The 14,227-nt window shown below is 62.5% G+C and carries 14 protein-coding genes; 4 read left to right on the plus strand and 10 right to left on the minus strand.

Annotation, left to right across the window (positions count from 1 at the left end; all coding sequences use genetic code 11):
• Positions 1 to 40 precede the first annotated feature (40 nt).
• A complete protein-coding gene (locus tag GRI69_RS00105) occupies positions 41 to 796 on the plus strand; it encodes a phosphatase PAP2 family protein (protein WP_160726309.1) in 756 nt (251 codons plus the stop codon).
• 24 nt (positions 797 to 820) lie between these two features.
• On the opposite strand, the gene GRI69_RS00110 is transcribed toward GRI69_RS00105, so the two are convergent.
• The 4 genes from GRI69_RS00110 to GRI69_RS00125 all read right to left on the minus strand — a co-directional run bounded on the left by GRI69_RS00110 (position 821) and on the right by GRI69_RS00125 (position 5,460).
• On the minus strand, positions 821 to 1,798 hold the full coding sequence (locus tag GRI69_RS00110; RefSeq protein WP_160726310.1) for a metal-dependent hydrolase: 978 nt from the start codon (positions 1,796 to 1,798) through the stop codon (positions 821 to 823).
• Positions 1,799 to 1,961: 163 nt separating this feature from the next.
• On the minus strand, positions 1,962 to 2,996 hold the full coding sequence (locus tag GRI69_RS00115) for a 2-oxoacid:ferredoxin oxidoreductase subunit beta (protein ID WP_160726311.1): 1,035 nt from the start codon (positions 2,994 to 2,996) through the stop codon (positions 1,962 to 1,964).
• 5 nt (positions 2,997 to 3,001) lie between these two features.
• A complete protein-coding gene (locus tag GRI69_RS00120; RefSeq protein ID WP_160726312.1) occupies positions 3,002 to 3,523 on the minus strand; it encodes a hypothetical protein in 522 nt (173 codons plus the stop codon).
• Entirely contained in the window at positions 3,523 to 5,460 is a 1,938-nt protein-coding gene (locus GRI69_RS00125; protein ID WP_160726313.1) for a 2-oxoacid:acceptor oxidoreductase subunit alpha, read from the minus strand. The genes GRI69_RS00120 and GRI69_RS00125 overlap by 1 nt, the downstream gene beginning before the upstream one ends.
• Positions 5,461 to 5,630: 170 nt before the next feature.
• Here GRI69_RS00125 and GRI69_RS00130 point away from each other — a divergent pair, with 170 nt between their 5' ends.
• Both GRI69_RS00130 and GRI69_RS00135 read left to right on the plus strand, forming a co-directional pair.
• Positions 5,631 to 6,581 (plus strand): alpha/beta hydrolase, encoded by a 951-nt coding sequence (locus tag GRI69_RS00130; RefSeq protein ID WP_160726314.1) that lies wholly within the window; start codon positions 5,631 to 5,633, stop codon positions 6,579 to 6,581.
• A 32-nt stretch (positions 6,582 to 6,613) separates the two neighbouring features.
• The gene (locus GRI69_RS00135) at positions 6,614 to 7,051 is read left to right on the plus strand and encodes an RNA pyrophosphohydrolase (RefSeq protein ID WP_237452915.1); all 438 of its coding nucleotides are present in this window, start codon (positions 6,614 to 6,616) and stop codon (positions 7,049 to 7,051) included.
• Positions 7,052 to 7,054: 3 nt separating this feature from the next.
• Here GRI69_RS00135 and GRI69_RS00140 read toward each other — a convergent pair whose 3' ends face one another.
• The 4 genes from GRI69_RS00140 to GRI69_RS00155 form a co-directional block, all read right to left on the minus strand.
• Positions 7,055 to 7,555, minus strand: coding sequence for a tetratricopeptide repeat protein (locus tag GRI69_RS00140; RefSeq protein ID WP_160726316.1), 501 nt, complete (start codon positions 7,553 to 7,555; stop codon positions 7,055 to 7,057).
• A 58-nt stretch (positions 7,556 to 7,613) separates the two neighbouring features.
• Positions 7,614 to 8,795: an RsmB/NOP family class I SAM-dependent RNA methyltransferase gene (locus GRI69_RS00145; protein ID WP_160726317.1), complete on the minus strand. Its 1,182-nt coding sequence runs from the start codon at positions 8,793 to 8,795 to the stop codon at positions 7,614 to 7,616.
• Between the two features lie 3 nt (positions 8,796 to 8,798).
• Positions 8,799 to 10,262: an IMP dehydrogenase gene (gene guaB, locus GRI69_RS00150; protein WP_160726318.1), complete on the minus strand. Its 1,464-nt coding sequence runs from the start codon at positions 10,260 to 10,262 to the stop codon at positions 8,799 to 8,801.
• 117 nt (positions 10,263 to 10,379) lie between these two features.
• Entirely contained in the window at positions 10,380 to 11,135 is a 756-nt protein-coding gene (locus tag GRI69_RS00155; protein WP_160726319.1) for a 3-hydroxybutyrate dehydrogenase, read from the minus strand.
• An 88-nt stretch (positions 11,136 to 11,223) separates the two neighbouring features.
• Here GRI69_RS00155 and ypfJ point away from each other — a divergent pair, with 88 nt between their 5' ends.
• Positions 11,224 to 12,075, plus strand: a complete 852-nt coding sequence (ypfJ, locus tag GRI69_RS00160; protein WP_160726320.1) for a KPN_02809 family neutral zinc metallopeptidase — start codon at positions 11,224 to 11,226, stop codon at positions 12,073 to 12,075.
• 60 nt (positions 12,076 to 12,135) lie between these two features.
• On the opposite strand, the gene GRI69_RS00165 is transcribed toward ypfJ, so the two are convergent.
• Positions 12,136 to 13,815: a M56 family metallopeptidase gene (locus GRI69_RS00165; RefSeq protein WP_160726321.1), complete on the minus strand. Its 1,680-nt coding sequence runs from the start codon at positions 13,813 to 13,815 to the stop codon at positions 12,136 to 12,138.
• Positions 13,812 to 14,201, minus strand: a complete 390-nt coding sequence (locus GRI69_RS00170) for a BlaI/MecI/CopY family transcriptional regulator (protein WP_160726322.1) — start codon at positions 14,199 to 14,201, stop codon at positions 13,812 to 13,814. The genes GRI69_RS00165 and GRI69_RS00170 overlap by 4 nt, the downstream gene beginning before the upstream one ends.
• Between the last annotated feature and the right edge of the window lie 26 nt (positions 14,202 to 14,227).

Consider the following 14,227-nt stretch of genomic DNA (forward strand, 5'->3'; position numbering starts at 1 on the left):
TGGCAGGAACACAAGCGAACATCGGCTTGTTCCCCATCTCATGGACGACATCATTCACGATCCGCATCACCTTCCTGCCGAAGCTGTTCGCCTGCCAGAGCGCGGCTTTACCATCAACCGCAGGAAGGCACTGATTGCCGCCGCGGTCTGCTGGGCGGGCTTTGCGCTGCTGGTCTGGCTCGTCCTTTCCGGGCGCACCGGCGGGTTCGATGACTGGGGCCTGCTCGCGGCCCGCACCGGAGATGCGCGAGATTTTGCCGGCTCCCACCTGCTGATCGAGATCGTCCGCGACACCACCGCTCTCGGCGGCGTGTTCCTCCGTAACCTTTTCGCCATCGGCGCAGTGGTCGCGCTGCTGTTCCTGAAACTGCGACGCGAGGCGGTGCTGTTCGCGATAACAGTAGCGGGCGGCTGGATCGCCAACACCGGCGTCAAGCTGCTGGTCGGGCGCGAGCGGCCGCAGATCGTCCCGCATCTGATGGAGGCCGGCGGCGAGAGCTTCCCTTCCGGCCACAGCTTCAACGCAGCGGTGGTTTACATCGCCATGGCCATCGCCTTCGCCGCGCTGAGCAGGCGCCATTCGGTGCGCTACACGATCATCGGTGCGGCGATGGTGCTGAGCGCCATGGTCGCCTGGAGCCGCGTGATGCTGGGCGTGCACTTCCCGAGCGATGTGACGGCGGGTTGGCTGGGCGGCGCTGGCTGGGCTTTCCTCGCGGCGGCGCTGCTTTATGCGCCGGCGAAGGCAGCGGCGGACAGAGATATGGCGAAGACGCTGGATCCCGGAACGCATTGAGTGCCGATTTCCGCCAAAGGTCACTCAAAGTTCACTCGGAATCGGCAGCGGCTCACATGGCACATCGGGTAGTGCGACCGTGAACCGATCGCGGGCGCGAGGGTCGTAGAAACGCGCATCGCGGAGGAGGACCGAACCATCGGGAGCGCGCTCGGCGAAGGGAGCGCGGGACCAGAACAGGAAGGCAATCAGATCATCACTCCCGGGTCGCACTTCTTGTAGGTCTGGAAGTCGACAATTTCCAACCGCCTCGATAAACTTTTCATCATCGCGCGCACTTGTTTGTCCGAGATCCCGACCCTCAATTGCCGTATCGACAATCGTGTAACGACCGTTTCGACCGAGGATCATCTCCCTTTTCCAAAACGAGAGAGGTACAGGGCTAGCGATAACGGTTTGACTGACGAAATCTTGATCGCGCGCCTCATACGCGGCAGTGATCACTCCATTCACTCCGATATACGCCAGCGCCGCCGCAATCGCCACGCGCGCAGGTCGCATCCACTCCCCGCCCCGCTTCTGCCGCCGGAGCGAGAACCATGTCGCGAAGCCCATCAGCGCCCAGAGCCATACGTCGATGATGAACAGCGTGTCGCCGTAGAACCACTGGCTCGAGAACGGCTCGAGCAGGCGGATGCCGTAGACGTTGAGCCAGTCCAGCGCCGGGTGGGTCAGGCAGCCGATGAAGCTCAGCAGGAACAGCCATTTGAAACTGACCGGCAGCCGGCCCTCGGGTCGCTTCCCGCGGCTCGTCTGCCAGCGGTCGAAACCGTAGAGCAGTCCCGCCAGAATCAGCGGCAAGAGCACCATTGCAGGCGGACCGTGGGTGATACCGCGGCGAAAGCCGAGATGCTCGACCCCTTCCAGCCAGAAGAAACATGCCGCATCCACATCGGGCAGGTTCGCCCCGATGATCAGCGCCGGCATCGCGAGCCCGGTCTTCTTCTTCAGCCCGGCCTGCCCGAGAAGCGCGCCGACGAGGCTGTGGGTCAGATTGTCCACGAGGACCGTCCTACAATTAGCCGAGACATGGACCGGGTGTTACCCGGTCCAGAGCCAAAAAAATCGCATGGCGCAAGGCGGCGCAGAACTCCGGTCGGCAAAGGGAAAATCGGTCTCATCTGCCGGGGGATAGGCTGTGGCCCTTGCGTAGGAAAGCGTCGAACTAGACCGGATCCTGCGCGGTGCCGCTGACGGTCCATGTCTGGCCCTTGCCGAGCAGTCTCGCGAGGTTGGCTTCCTTGCCTTCGCTGGCCATCTTGCGCTCCTGGACCACCGCATCCTCGAAGGTCGGGCGGGGATCGTCATAGAGCACGCCGAGCGCCATGGGGAAGGCACCGAAGGGCATCTCGATCAGCATATGGGCCACCGAACGGTTGGTGACGTCGTGCACGATAACGCCCGCGCTTTCCCAATCGCCATCGGTCACATCGACCACTTCCAGGCTCAGGCTATCGCGATTGAGCGCGATTCCCTTGCTATCCCCGGCGAACAGCATGGGCTTGCCGTTCTCAAGCCAGAGCTGGCGATCCTCCGCACCCTTCGGCGCGGCAAAATCGTCGAACACGTCCTTGTTATAGACGATGCAGTTCTGGAAGATCTCGATGAAAGCTGCGCCCTTGTGGGCATGCGCGGCCTTGAGGACGTCAGGCAGGTGCTTCGACACGTCGAAGCCGCGCCCGATGAAGCGCGCACCGCTGCCCAGCGCAAATGCGGCGGGCCGTGCAGGATGGTCGTAACTGCCGATGGGCGTCGACGGAGACTTCGTGCCCTCGCGGCTGGTGGGAGACGCCTGGCCCTTGGTGAGACCATAGATCTCGTTGTTGAACAGCATGATCTGCATGTTCACGTTGCGGCGCAGCACATGCATCAGATGGTTGCCGCCGATGGAGAGGCCATCGCCGTCCCCGGTCACCAGCCAGATGTCCAGTTCCGGATTGGCGAGCTTCACACCCGTCGCAAAGGCAGGTGCGCGGCCGTGGATGGTGTGGAAGCCGTAACTCTCGATGTAATAGGGGAAGCGGCTCGAACAGCCGATGCCCGAGATGAAGACGGTGTTTGCTGGATCAGCGCCCAACTGAGGTAGAGTCCGCTGCACGGCTTTCAGGATCGCGTAGTCCCCGCAACCCGGGCACCAGCGAACCTCCTGGTCGGTTTCCCAGTCCTTGAGTGTGGTTTCGATCTTGGTCATTTCATTCATCGGCTTTACTCCCCACCCACAGTCGGAGCGGCGGCAAATCGTTCCGGGCCGAATATAACCCCTATAACTTCATCTCGAAAATCACCGTCGGCATCCTCCGTGAGTATCGTCACTATCGCACGGATGAGTACTCCATCGTGGTATGCAGACCATGTACGGCGAAGACCCATATTCGTGTTGTACACGCCCTCAAGCACGATCGCGTCAGGCGCGTGATCAAGCTTGATCCGCTTCTCTCGCTTAATCTTGCGTATTTGCGCTTGGTGAAACGTCTCTCGCATTTGATCTTTCAAATCAGCGAGTGACATCTCATTCACTGGAGCAAGCGTGACGCCGACTGACGCCTTTTCGAACATATTGTCGCTCAAGCAAACCAGAGACCGTACTTCCCCTAGGTCGTGGGCGGTGCAGGTGTTTCCAAGCAGAGTTTCCGGGAGAGGTGCCGACAAGGCGACCCGGCCATACTCTTGCGCATGAGCGCCCGTGGCTGGAATTAGCAAAAGCGCGGCTACGAGAATATTTCTCATTATTTTGCACCCCCATCAGTACTCGGAAGCTGCTGGTCGTTGGCAGGAACCTGGCCACCTTCATTGCCAGCAATGCCGTCAAAGAACTTGCCGATCTCGGCTTCCAGTTCCGCGATCTGGAACGGCTGGCCGCTGGTCTTGGTGAGCGGCTGGGCATCGACCAGGAACTGGTCGCGCAGGACAGTCTTGAACTGCCCGGTGTTCATCTCCGGCACCAGCACATGGTCGTAACCGCGCAGCAGTCCGCCCAGATTTTTCGGCAGCGGCCAGATATGGCGCACGTGGATCTGGCTGACATCCATGCCCTTGCGGCGGCAATTGTCGACCGCGCGGTGGATCGGGCCATAGGTCGAGCCCCAGCCAACCACGGCCAGCTTGCCCGAAGTCTCGCCAAGGCAGACTTCCTGATCGGGCACGACAATGCCCTCCACCTTGTTCTTGCGCGCATCGGTCATGCGCTGGTGGTTGTCGGGCGAATAATCGATATTGCCGGTCAGCTCGTGCTTCTCGATGCCGCCGATACGGTGCATCATTCCCGGCGTTCCGGGCTTTACCCAGGGCCGCGCGCCCTTTTCGTCCCGCTTGTATGGAAGGAAGTTCTCGCCGTCGTTGGGCACATCGAGGAACTTTGCCGGGAACGGCTCGAAACCATCCGGGTCCGGCACCTTCCACGGCTCAGCCGCATTGGCGATATAGCCATCGGTCAGCAGCATCACCGGGGTCATGTATTGCGTGGCGATACGGCACGCCTCGATGGCGACCTCGAACGCATCCGAGGGGCTGCGCGCCGCGATCACCGGCATTGGCGCATCGCCGTTGCGGCCATAGACCGCCTGGTAAAGGTCGCTCTGTTCTGTCTTGGTCGGCAGGCCGGTGGACGGTCCGCCGCGCTGCGAATTGACGATCACGAGCGGAAGCTCGGTCATGATCGCAAGCCCCATCGCCTCTGTCTTGAGCGCAATGCCGGGGCCGGACGAGCTGGTGATGCCCAGCTGCCCGGCGTAGCTCGCACCGATGGCGGCGCAGATCGCGGCGATCTCGTCTTCCGCCTGGAACGTGGTGACGCCGAATTCCTTGAGCCGCGCGAGGTGGTGGAGGATCGCGCTGGCAGGGGTGATCGGATAGCCGCCGAAGAACATCGGCAGCTCCGCCAGTTGCGCCCCTGCGACGAGACCGAGGCTTACAGCCTCCGCGCCCGTGACCGTGCGGTAAAGCCCCGGTTCGCTTGGCACCGGATCGACATGGACCTGTTTCAGCGGCCCGGCGAGTTCCGCCGTTTCGCCATAGGCATGGCCGGCATCGAGCGCGGCGATATTGGCATCGGCAATATCAGGCTTCGACCTGAACTTGCCCTTCAGCCAGTCATGGATCGGTTCGCGCGGACGATCGAACATCCACAGCGCAAGGCCCAGCGTCCACATGTTCTTGGACCGCAGCGCGTCCTTGTTGCCAAGGCCGTAGGGCTTGACCGCCTCGATCGTCTTCTCGCTGATATCGAAGGCGAGCACATCGAACTTGGCGAGGCTGCCATCCTCCAGCGGGTTGGCATCGTAATGCGCCTTGTCGAGGTTGCGCTTGGTGAAGGCGCCCGTGTCCGCGATGATGAGGCCGCCCGGCTTCAGCGCGGCAAGGTTCACCTTGAGCGCAGCCGGGTTCATCGCCACCAGCACATCGGGCGCATCACCCGCCGTGTTGATTTCGCGGCTGCCGAAATTGATCTGGAAGGCCGAAACGCCGAACAGCGTACCCTGCGGCGCGCGAATTTCCGCAGGGAAATCCGGGAAGGTCGCCAGATCGTTGCCCGCAAGTGCGGTGGACAGCGTGAACTGCCCCCCGGTCAGCTGCATGCCGTCGCCCGAGTCGCCGGCAAATCGTACAACGATGGCGTCGGGGCTGGCGGGGATGCCGTCCTGCGGCATGGTGGAGGCTGTTGCCATCCGGTCAAATTCCTTGTCGCGCGCCGCGCACCGGCGCTGTTTCATCGGAATGGCGACCTAGGAGCCGCCCAATCCTCTCGCAATGAAGTTTCTCTGCTAGCTGGAAAAAGCGGAGTGGAAAAGCGAAGCGAACGCGCTAAGTCCCTTTTTGAAACTCACGGGAGAGAACAATGGCCGATACCGAACACTTCGTGCGCGACGATGTGCGCAATTTCCTCGACATGCTCGAACAGATGGGCGGCAAGGGCGTGGAAGAAGTCGGTGCGGTCGAGGGTCGTACGCAGATGAGGACGCTGGGGATGCTCGCCGAGGCGCCCGCGCGCGATCTTGCGGTGATCAAGGACCTGGCCTGCCCCGGTCCGGCAGGCGAAATTCCGCTGCGACTGTATGACGCAAAGGAGAACCGTGAGGCGGGTCCATGTGTCGTCTTCATCCACGGCGGCGGCTTCGTGATCGGCGATATCGAAGTTTACAATTCGCTCTGCACCGAGATCGCGCATCGGCTCGATCTGCCGGTAGTTTCGGTAGAATATCGACTTGCGCCGGAACACCCCTTCCCCGCGGCGCCCGACGATTGCGAGGCCGCGGCGCGCTGGATTGCATCCTCGCCGGAGGCGCTGGGCCGCGAAATCACGGGCCTCGTCATCACCGGGGATAGCGCGGGCGGAAATCTCACCATCGTGACCACCAACCAGCTCGTGAACGAGCCCGCCGACGTTCCGGTAATCGTCCAGGCGCCGATCTATCCGGTCGCGAGCGATGTGACGCAGCATTCGAGCTTTCGCAGTTTCGCCGACGGCTTCCTGCTGACCGCAGCGAGCATGGCATGGTTCACCGATCAATATGCAGGCGATGCCAGCGATCCCCGCCACACGCCCATGGTCGGTGATTGCTCGAACACCCCGCCGACGGTCGTTTGCACCGCGGGCCTCGACCCATTGCGCGATTCTGGCCGGGAATATGCGGCCCATCTCGTCCAGCAGGGCACCGAGGTGGTCTATCTGGAATTTCCCGGGATCATTCACGGCTTCACGACGCTTAGGAAGGCGATGCCGAGCGGGCAGAAGGATCTTGGAGCCTTTCTCGACGCAGTCGAATTGATGGTGGAGCGTTACAGGTGAATGAATTGGGATACCGGCCCTGTGTCGGCGTGATGCTCGTGAATGCCGAAGGACGCGTCTTCGTCGGTCGGCGGATCGACAACAAGGAAGGCGACTGGTGGCAGATGCCCCAGGGCGGCGTCGACGAGGGCGAAGACCTGAAAGAAGCCGCCTTGCGCGAACTGGCCGAGGAAACGGGGACGAAGGCGGAACACGTCACACTGATCCAGCAGTCCAGCGAACCGATCCGTTACGACCTGCCCGAAGAACTCATGGGGAAGCTATGGGGCGGCAGATATCGCGGGCAGGAACAGGTCTGGTTTCTCGGGCGCTTCTCCGGCGCCGACGAGGATATCGACCTCGACGCGCATGACCCGCCCGAATTCTGCGACTGGAAATGGGTCGATCCCGATCAGTTGCCTGACCTGATAGTTCCTTTCAAGAAACGCGTCTACCGCGCTGTTCTCGAAGAGTTTCGTGACCTGGTCTGATGATCAGTTCGCTTGCGGTTGCGGCTCGACGCTCGCCTCTGCAGTCATCACCGGGGTATGCGGACCTGCGGCAATCGCAGCGGCCAGTTCGCGCGTTTCAGGGCAGCTATCGCCGCATAGCGACTGAACCTTGGCGAGGTTGAGCCGCGCCCGTTCGATCGCACCCTTCTCTGCCAGCGCCTCTCCCTCCCCCGCGATGGCGGAAAGGTTGTTAGGATCGCGGGCAAGCGCCTCACGATAATAGCTGATAGCCTTCCCTTGCAGTTCATCTGCACGCGCGGCTTCGGCAAGATGAAGGAAGATCGGCGTGTAGCCCGGGTCCACCGCAAGCGCGGCCTCATAGGCATCGATCGCAGCCTGCGTATCTCCGGTGCGCAGGGCCGCCTGACCTTCGGCGATCAGCATGCCAGCACGGGGATCGGGATCGCGTTCCTGCCCCACACTTACGCTGGCGGTCATGGCAAGAGCCAATGACAAGGCGGCGGCGGCGGGGGCAAAACGCATTAAGGTCTCCGTGAAGGAACGTGTCGCGGAAGGCTGGTTGTGAGCCATAAACCGGAAGCTAACACGATCTAGCTGCACGGGCGATGAAAAATCCGTCCGTACCCTCATGATACGGAGTGAGGCGGATGCCGTTCCCGCGTTTGCGGCCAGCGGGCAGGGAAATATCCTGCGCAGAGAATGCCTTATTCCTCCCGAGGAAGGATGCGAATTGCCCCGCGCCTTCCTCGTCCAGAAGCGAGCAGGTGACGTAAATCAGCCTTCCGCCGGGCTTTACTAGCCTTGCCGCAAGATCGATAAGTTCCGCCTGCAATGCGGTAAGTTTCGCCAATTCGCCCTCATCAAGCCGCCACCGCGCCTCTGGATTGCGCCGCCAGGTTCCTGTTCCGGAACATGGTGCATCCACCATGACCGCATCGGCCTGCCCCTCAAGATCGGCGAGTAGCTCGAACTCCCGCTTCGGATCGAGCAAGCGCGTTTCGATGTTCGTCGCACCCGCTCGTTCGGCTCGCGGAGCAAGGCGCGAGAGTCGGTTGCGATCGGTATCCGAAGCTATCAGCTGCCCGAGATTGTCCATCGCCGCCGCCAATGCGAGGGTTTTGCCCCCTCCCCCGGCGCACAGATCGATGACCGTCTCGCCAGGCTGCGCGCGGACCGCGAGGCAGGCCAGCTGGGATCCGGTGTCCTGTACTTCCACCTTGCCTTCGCGCCATTCGGCCCACTGCTCGACCTGTGTGCCCGCCTCGAGCCTCAGGCCGTGCGGCGCATGGGTGTGTGACGTTTCTACCGGCAGTGAAAGCGTGGCGCGTTCGGCCTTGAGCGTATTGACGCGGAGGTCCAGCGGCGCGCGGCCCAAAAGTGCATCCGCTTCGGGACCTTCGATGTCCGAACCGGCAAGTTTCCGGACCAGCCACCGGGGCGCTATGCCGCCTTCTGCGGCCTCCTCCCCATGCTCAATCTGAGCGGGTCCATAGTTGGAACCATCGAACAGGGGCGCGATATTCGCGTCCGTTTGTGCCAACCGAAGCATCGCGCTCCGCCCGGTCCGAGGGATGGGCCCGCACGCACGAATGGCTGCGTAAACCAGTTCGCGGATTGCGCGGCGATCCTTCGAACCCGCGAAGCGATTGTTGCGAAACCACTCGGCGAGGATGCGATCGGCAGGCGCGCCTTTCGCCATGGCCGAGGCGATTATCGCATCGAGCAGTTCGATCGATGTCTGGACGCGCGCGGCGGGCGTCATGGCTCAGCGCGTCGGATAGTTCGGTGCCTCGCGCGTGATCGCGACATCGTGGACGTGGCTTTCGGTGAGGCCGGCATTGGTGATGCGCACGAATTTCGCGTTCTTTCGGAGGTCCTCGATCGTGGCGCTGCCAGTATATCCCATGGCCGCCTTGATCCCGCCGACGAGTTGATGAATCACCGCACTGGCCGGGCCCTTGAATGGCACCTGCCCCTCGATCCCTTCAGGCACCAGCTTCTGCTGCGAGACATCGGCCTGGAAATAGCGATCCGCAGAACCGCGGGCCATTGCGCCCACGCTGCCCATGCCGCGATAGGCCTTGTAGCTGCGGCCCTGATAGATGAAGGTTTCCCCCGGTGCCTCCTCGGTCCCGGCGAGCATCGAGCCGACCATGATGGTCGAAGCACCTGCCGCCAAAGCCTTCGCGGCATCTCCGCTGGTGCGCAGGCCGCCATCTCCGATCACCGGAACACCAGCCTTCTCGGCCTCCTCGACGCTGTCCATGATCGCGGTCAGCTGCGGCACGCCAACGCCCGCGACCACGCGCGTGGTGCAGATGGAGCCCGGACCTATGCCGACCTTCACGGCATCTGCGCCTGCACCGCACAGGACCTTGGTCGCTTCGCCCGTCGCGACATTGCCAGCGATGACCTGCACGCTGTTGGAGAGCTTCTTCACCCGCTCTACCGCCTTGGCGACTTCCATATTGTGGCCATGCGCGGTGTCGATCACGATTACATCGACCTCGGCATCGATCAGCGCCTCGGTACGCTCGAACCCCTTGTCGCCCACGGTCGTGGCGGCGGCAACGCGCAGCCGCCCGGTCGCATCCTTGGTCGCACTGGGATAGGCCACCGCCTTCTCGATATCCTTGACCGTGATCAGACCGACGCAGCGCCCGTCGTCATCGACGACAAGCAGCTTCTCGATCCGCCGCTGGTGGAGCATCCGCCGGGCCTCTTCCTGCCCGGTGCCCAGTGGCACGGTGGCGAGGTTGTCGGTGGTCATCAGCTCGCTCACCGGCTGGCGCGGGTTCTCAGCAAAGCGAACGTCGCGGTTGGTGAGGATGCCGACCAGCTTGCCGCCGCGATCCGTCACGGGGATGCCGCTGATGCGGTTGGCGGTCATGATCTGCTGCGCATCGCCGAGCGTTGCATCGGGGTGGACGGTGATCGGGTTGACCACCATGCCGCTTTCATAGCGCTTCACCGCCCGCACGGCAGCGACCTGATCTTCGACCTCGAAATTGCGGTGCAGCACGCCGATCCCGCCGAGCTGCGCCATGGCGATGGCCATGTCCGCTTCGGTCACTGTGTCCATTGCCGAAGAGACGACCGGGATGTGAAGCTGGATATCGCGCGTCAGCCGCGTGGCCGTGTTCGCCATCGAAGGCAGGATATCGCTCTCGGCCGGACGCAACAAAACATCGTCGAAAGTAAGGCCAAGGGGGATGTCGAGATGTGCCACTATGAGAATCGCCTGCCGGGGGGAATGTGGCGGCCCATGTAACGACGGATTGTGAATCTAGCTAGTGCCCCTTCCCCAATATCATTCAGCCCGCCCAAAAAGCCGCAGGAGACATTCTCAATCTGCGGTCCAACCGCCGTCGACGCTCCAGTTCGCGCCGTTTACGTTCTGCGCTTCCTTGCGGCACAGGAACACCGCCAGCGCTCCAAGCTCCTCCGGCTGGACGAATTTCTTGGTCGGCTGCTTCGCCAGCAGAATATCGTTGATCACCTGTTCGCGGGTGAGGCCGCGGGCTTTCATCGTGTCGGGAATCTGGTTTTCGACCAGCGGGGTCCAGACATAGCCCGGACTGATGCAATTGGCGGTAACGCCGTGCTCGGCCAGTTCCAGCGCAATGGTCTTGGTGAAACCGTCGAGACCGTGCTTGGCCGAATTGTAGGCACTCTTGAAAGGGCTCGCGACCTTGGAATGCGCGCTGGCGGTGTTGATGATGCGTCCCCAGCCCTTTGCCTTCATTCCCGGCACGACAAGCCGCGTTGTGTGGAACGCGGCGGTGAGGTTGAGCGCGATGATCGTATCCCATTTGTCGACCGGGAAATCCTCGACCGGCGAAACATGCTGCATGCCAGCGTTGTTGACGAGGATGTCCACTTCCCCAGCGTCTGCCATCATCGTTTCGATCTGTGCGGCGTCGGTCAGGTCGGCACCGGAATGGCTGGCCCCGAGTTCCTCGCAGAGCCGGGCAACTTCCCCCTCGTCGCCGAAGCCATTGAGGATCACCTCGGCCCCTTCGGCACTCAGCGCCCGAGCGATAGCGAGACCGATGCCGCTGGTGGATCCGGTGACAAGTGCGCGCTTACCTTCAAGAAACATTTGGCCCTCCGAGCGTTACGGCTACAATCGAAGCGGCCATTGCGCACCGTGAGCCTAGTGTAAAGCGGCCAATCCAAAGGGGAGTAGGATGCGTCTCAATCCGTTCGACACCGGCAATATCAACGTTCGTTCGAGTAGCGGAGGTGGTGTCGGAAAAGCAGGGGGCCTGGGTTGCGGCACCATCGTTATTGCTGCGCTGGGTTATTTCGTATTCGGTCTCGATCCGTTTCAAACCGCAGCGACGGTCGAGAGCGTCCAGCAGGGCACCCAGCAAGCGGGCCCTGCGAATACCGATGAGCAAGCGATCTGCAGTTCAAGCGCCTATGCCCGGGAGGCCTGCAACGGGCTGGATTCGCTCAACAGCACCTGGGCGCGTGCTTTCGAGGAACAGGGTCTGGGCGATCGCTTCCAGCAGCCTACGCTCGATCTGTATAGTGGCTCGGTGCGTACGGCCTGCGGATCGGGGAGTTCGTCCATGGGGCCGTTCTACTGCCCGGGCGACCAGACGATCTATATCGACACCAGCTTTTACGACCAGCTCGCCCGCATGTCGGGCAACAGCGGCGACTTCGCGCGCTATTATGTCCTCGCGCATGAATACGGCCATCACATCCAGACGATCACCGGAGTATCCGATCAGATCCGCAGCGTTCAGGGACAGGTCGGCCAAACGCAGGGCAACCAGTTGCAGGTCCGCATGGAATTGCAGGCCGATTGCTATGCCGGAGTCTGGGCCGGCAGGAACCGCAACCTGATCGAACCCGGCGATATCGAGGAAGGCATGCAGGCGGCGTCCGCGATCGGCGATGATCGCCTGACGCAGGGCCGCGTATCGGCAGAGAACTTCACCCACGGAACCAGCGCCCAGCGCAGCGAAGCCCTGCGCGCGGGTTTGCGCGGCGACGATAGCGTGTGCGATGAGTACACCAATCTGAGTTGAGAAAGGCGGGCTTCCCCATCGGGAAACCCGCCCTCGGTGGCGCAGCCTAGGAGTGCCGCGTCAGTTTGCCCGTTCCATCTCGGCGACTTCCTCATCGAGCGAGCGCAGCGCTTCAGCGCGCTCTTCGGCCGAAAGTGATTGCTCGCTCGCGATGGTCGCGCGCGCTTGCTTGATGGCGCGCAGAGCAATCTTGTCGCCCGCAGTTTCGCAAACGAACAGGGTTGTCTTGCCGTCGGCATCGGTCCGGGAGGAAACGGGCGAGTATTCGTCCTTGCAGGATACGACGACTTGCGGAGCCATGGCGCGTGCATGCGCCGCACCTGCCTGCGCCTCGGCAACGGCAAGCCGGATTTCGCGGCGCATTTCTCCGTTTTCGCCGAACTGGCGGCGGAGTTCGCGCATTTCCTCGCGCAGTTCGCCATTCTCCCCGAATTTCTGGCGAAGCTCGGACATTTCCTCGCGGAACTTGGCGCGGTCGGCTTCGCTCATCTCGCTCCAATCCATCCCGTTGTAGCGGATCTTGCGTTTGACGATCTTACGATCCTCGCCGGCTTCGATCTCACGCTCGATTTCGACAATCTCGCGCTCGTCCTCGTCGAACCCGCGTTCCGCATCGGCAAATTCGCGCTCGGCCTCATCGAACTGCCGGTCGATCTGGACCTCGGGCGTAGTCTCTTCCTGGCGGACTTCGGCAGCAGTCCATTCCTCCACCTCTGCGGCCTGAGCCGCTGCCGCAAGAACGCGCGGGGCATCCTCGGCATAAACGATGGAAGCAGTGAGCGGCACGGTCAGAAAAGCAGTGGCAATCGCGGCGCGCCCGGTCAGGCGGCGGCGCGGTGAAATATCGGACATGGATAAGCTCCTCAATCGGTGGATTATCGACTTGTCCCCCAAAACCGGACAGGCCATCGGCGCGGCCAGCGCGGGGCGCGGCGCAATCGCGGGACGGCGAGCGAAATCAGCTATGATACCTGCATAGGCAGCGCGTTCTTCCCGCGGGCGGGCAGCCACGACGCGGGCGTCGCAATAGGCTTCCTGATCGCGCCGCAGTGCGTGCCATCCCAGCCAACCCAGCGGGTTGAACCAGTGGATCGCGAACAGCGGCTGCACGGCCATGTTGACCAGAAGATCCCCCCCGCGGTGATGGGCAAGCTCATGCTCGATAGCGAGGTCCCTCTGGCATCGCTCGCGGCTTGCCATGAAGCCATCCGGAAGAGCGACGACGCGGTCGATGACCCCGAAAGCCATCGGACCGGAAATCGCAGGCGTTTCGATCAGCCGGATCGAGCCGACCTCGCCAACCGGCCGCGCGTCCAGAAGCAGTTCGCGGCGAAGCTCGAAATAGAGCCAGAAGCGGCGCACCAGCATGATCAATGCGCCGCCCAGCCAAAGCAGGAGCAGCGGGGTGAGAAAATCTACCGGCTGCTCACTTGCCATGAGGACGACTGGCTCGGCCAGGTCTGGCTGGACCACTGGAGCGAAAGCGACGTCCACTGCAGGAACGAGTGCGGGGTCGGTCACGGGTGACACCTGACCTTCAGGGCGCATCCAGCTGGGCAAGGTGAAGGGAGGAACGATCAATCGGGCCAGCGGAAGGAACCACAGCGCATAGGCAGCGCCGGCGCCGAAATGGCGGGCAACAGGTCGCCGCAGCACCATGACCAAGGCGATCAATGCGCCGGTCCACAAAAGGGTGTCGAACAGGAACAGGTCCCAGACCTGCTGTAATATATCGATCATTTGCGCATCTCCCGCAGAAGCGCTTCGATTTCCTCGAGGTCATCGTCGGTCAGCGCCTCGTTCTCGGCCAGGTGGGCAAACAGCGGCGCGGCCCGTCCTCCGAACAACCGATCGACGAGACGGCGGCTTTCCCCGCCGACATATTCGTCACGCTCCACCAGCGGGCGATACAGAAACTTTCGGCCGTCCGGCTCGGTACCGAGGGCGCCCTTTGCGACGAGACGGCTGAGGAGCGTCTTCACGGTCGCGATCGACCAGTCGTTTGCGGTGCAAACCCGCTCGCAGACTTCGGCCGCAGCCAACGGGTTTTCCTCCCACAGCGCTTCCATAACTGCATGTTCGGCTTCGCTGATACGATCGCCGGGTCCCAGCTTTTTCTGCGCCATCTCGACTCGCTCCCTGGCTGGCTCTG

The sequence above is a fragment of the Qipengyuania vulgaris genome (genome assembly GCF_009827325.1).
Lineage (GTDB): Bacteria > Pseudomonadota > Alphaproteobacteria > Sphingomonadales > Sphingomonadaceae > Qipengyuania > Qipengyuania vulgaris.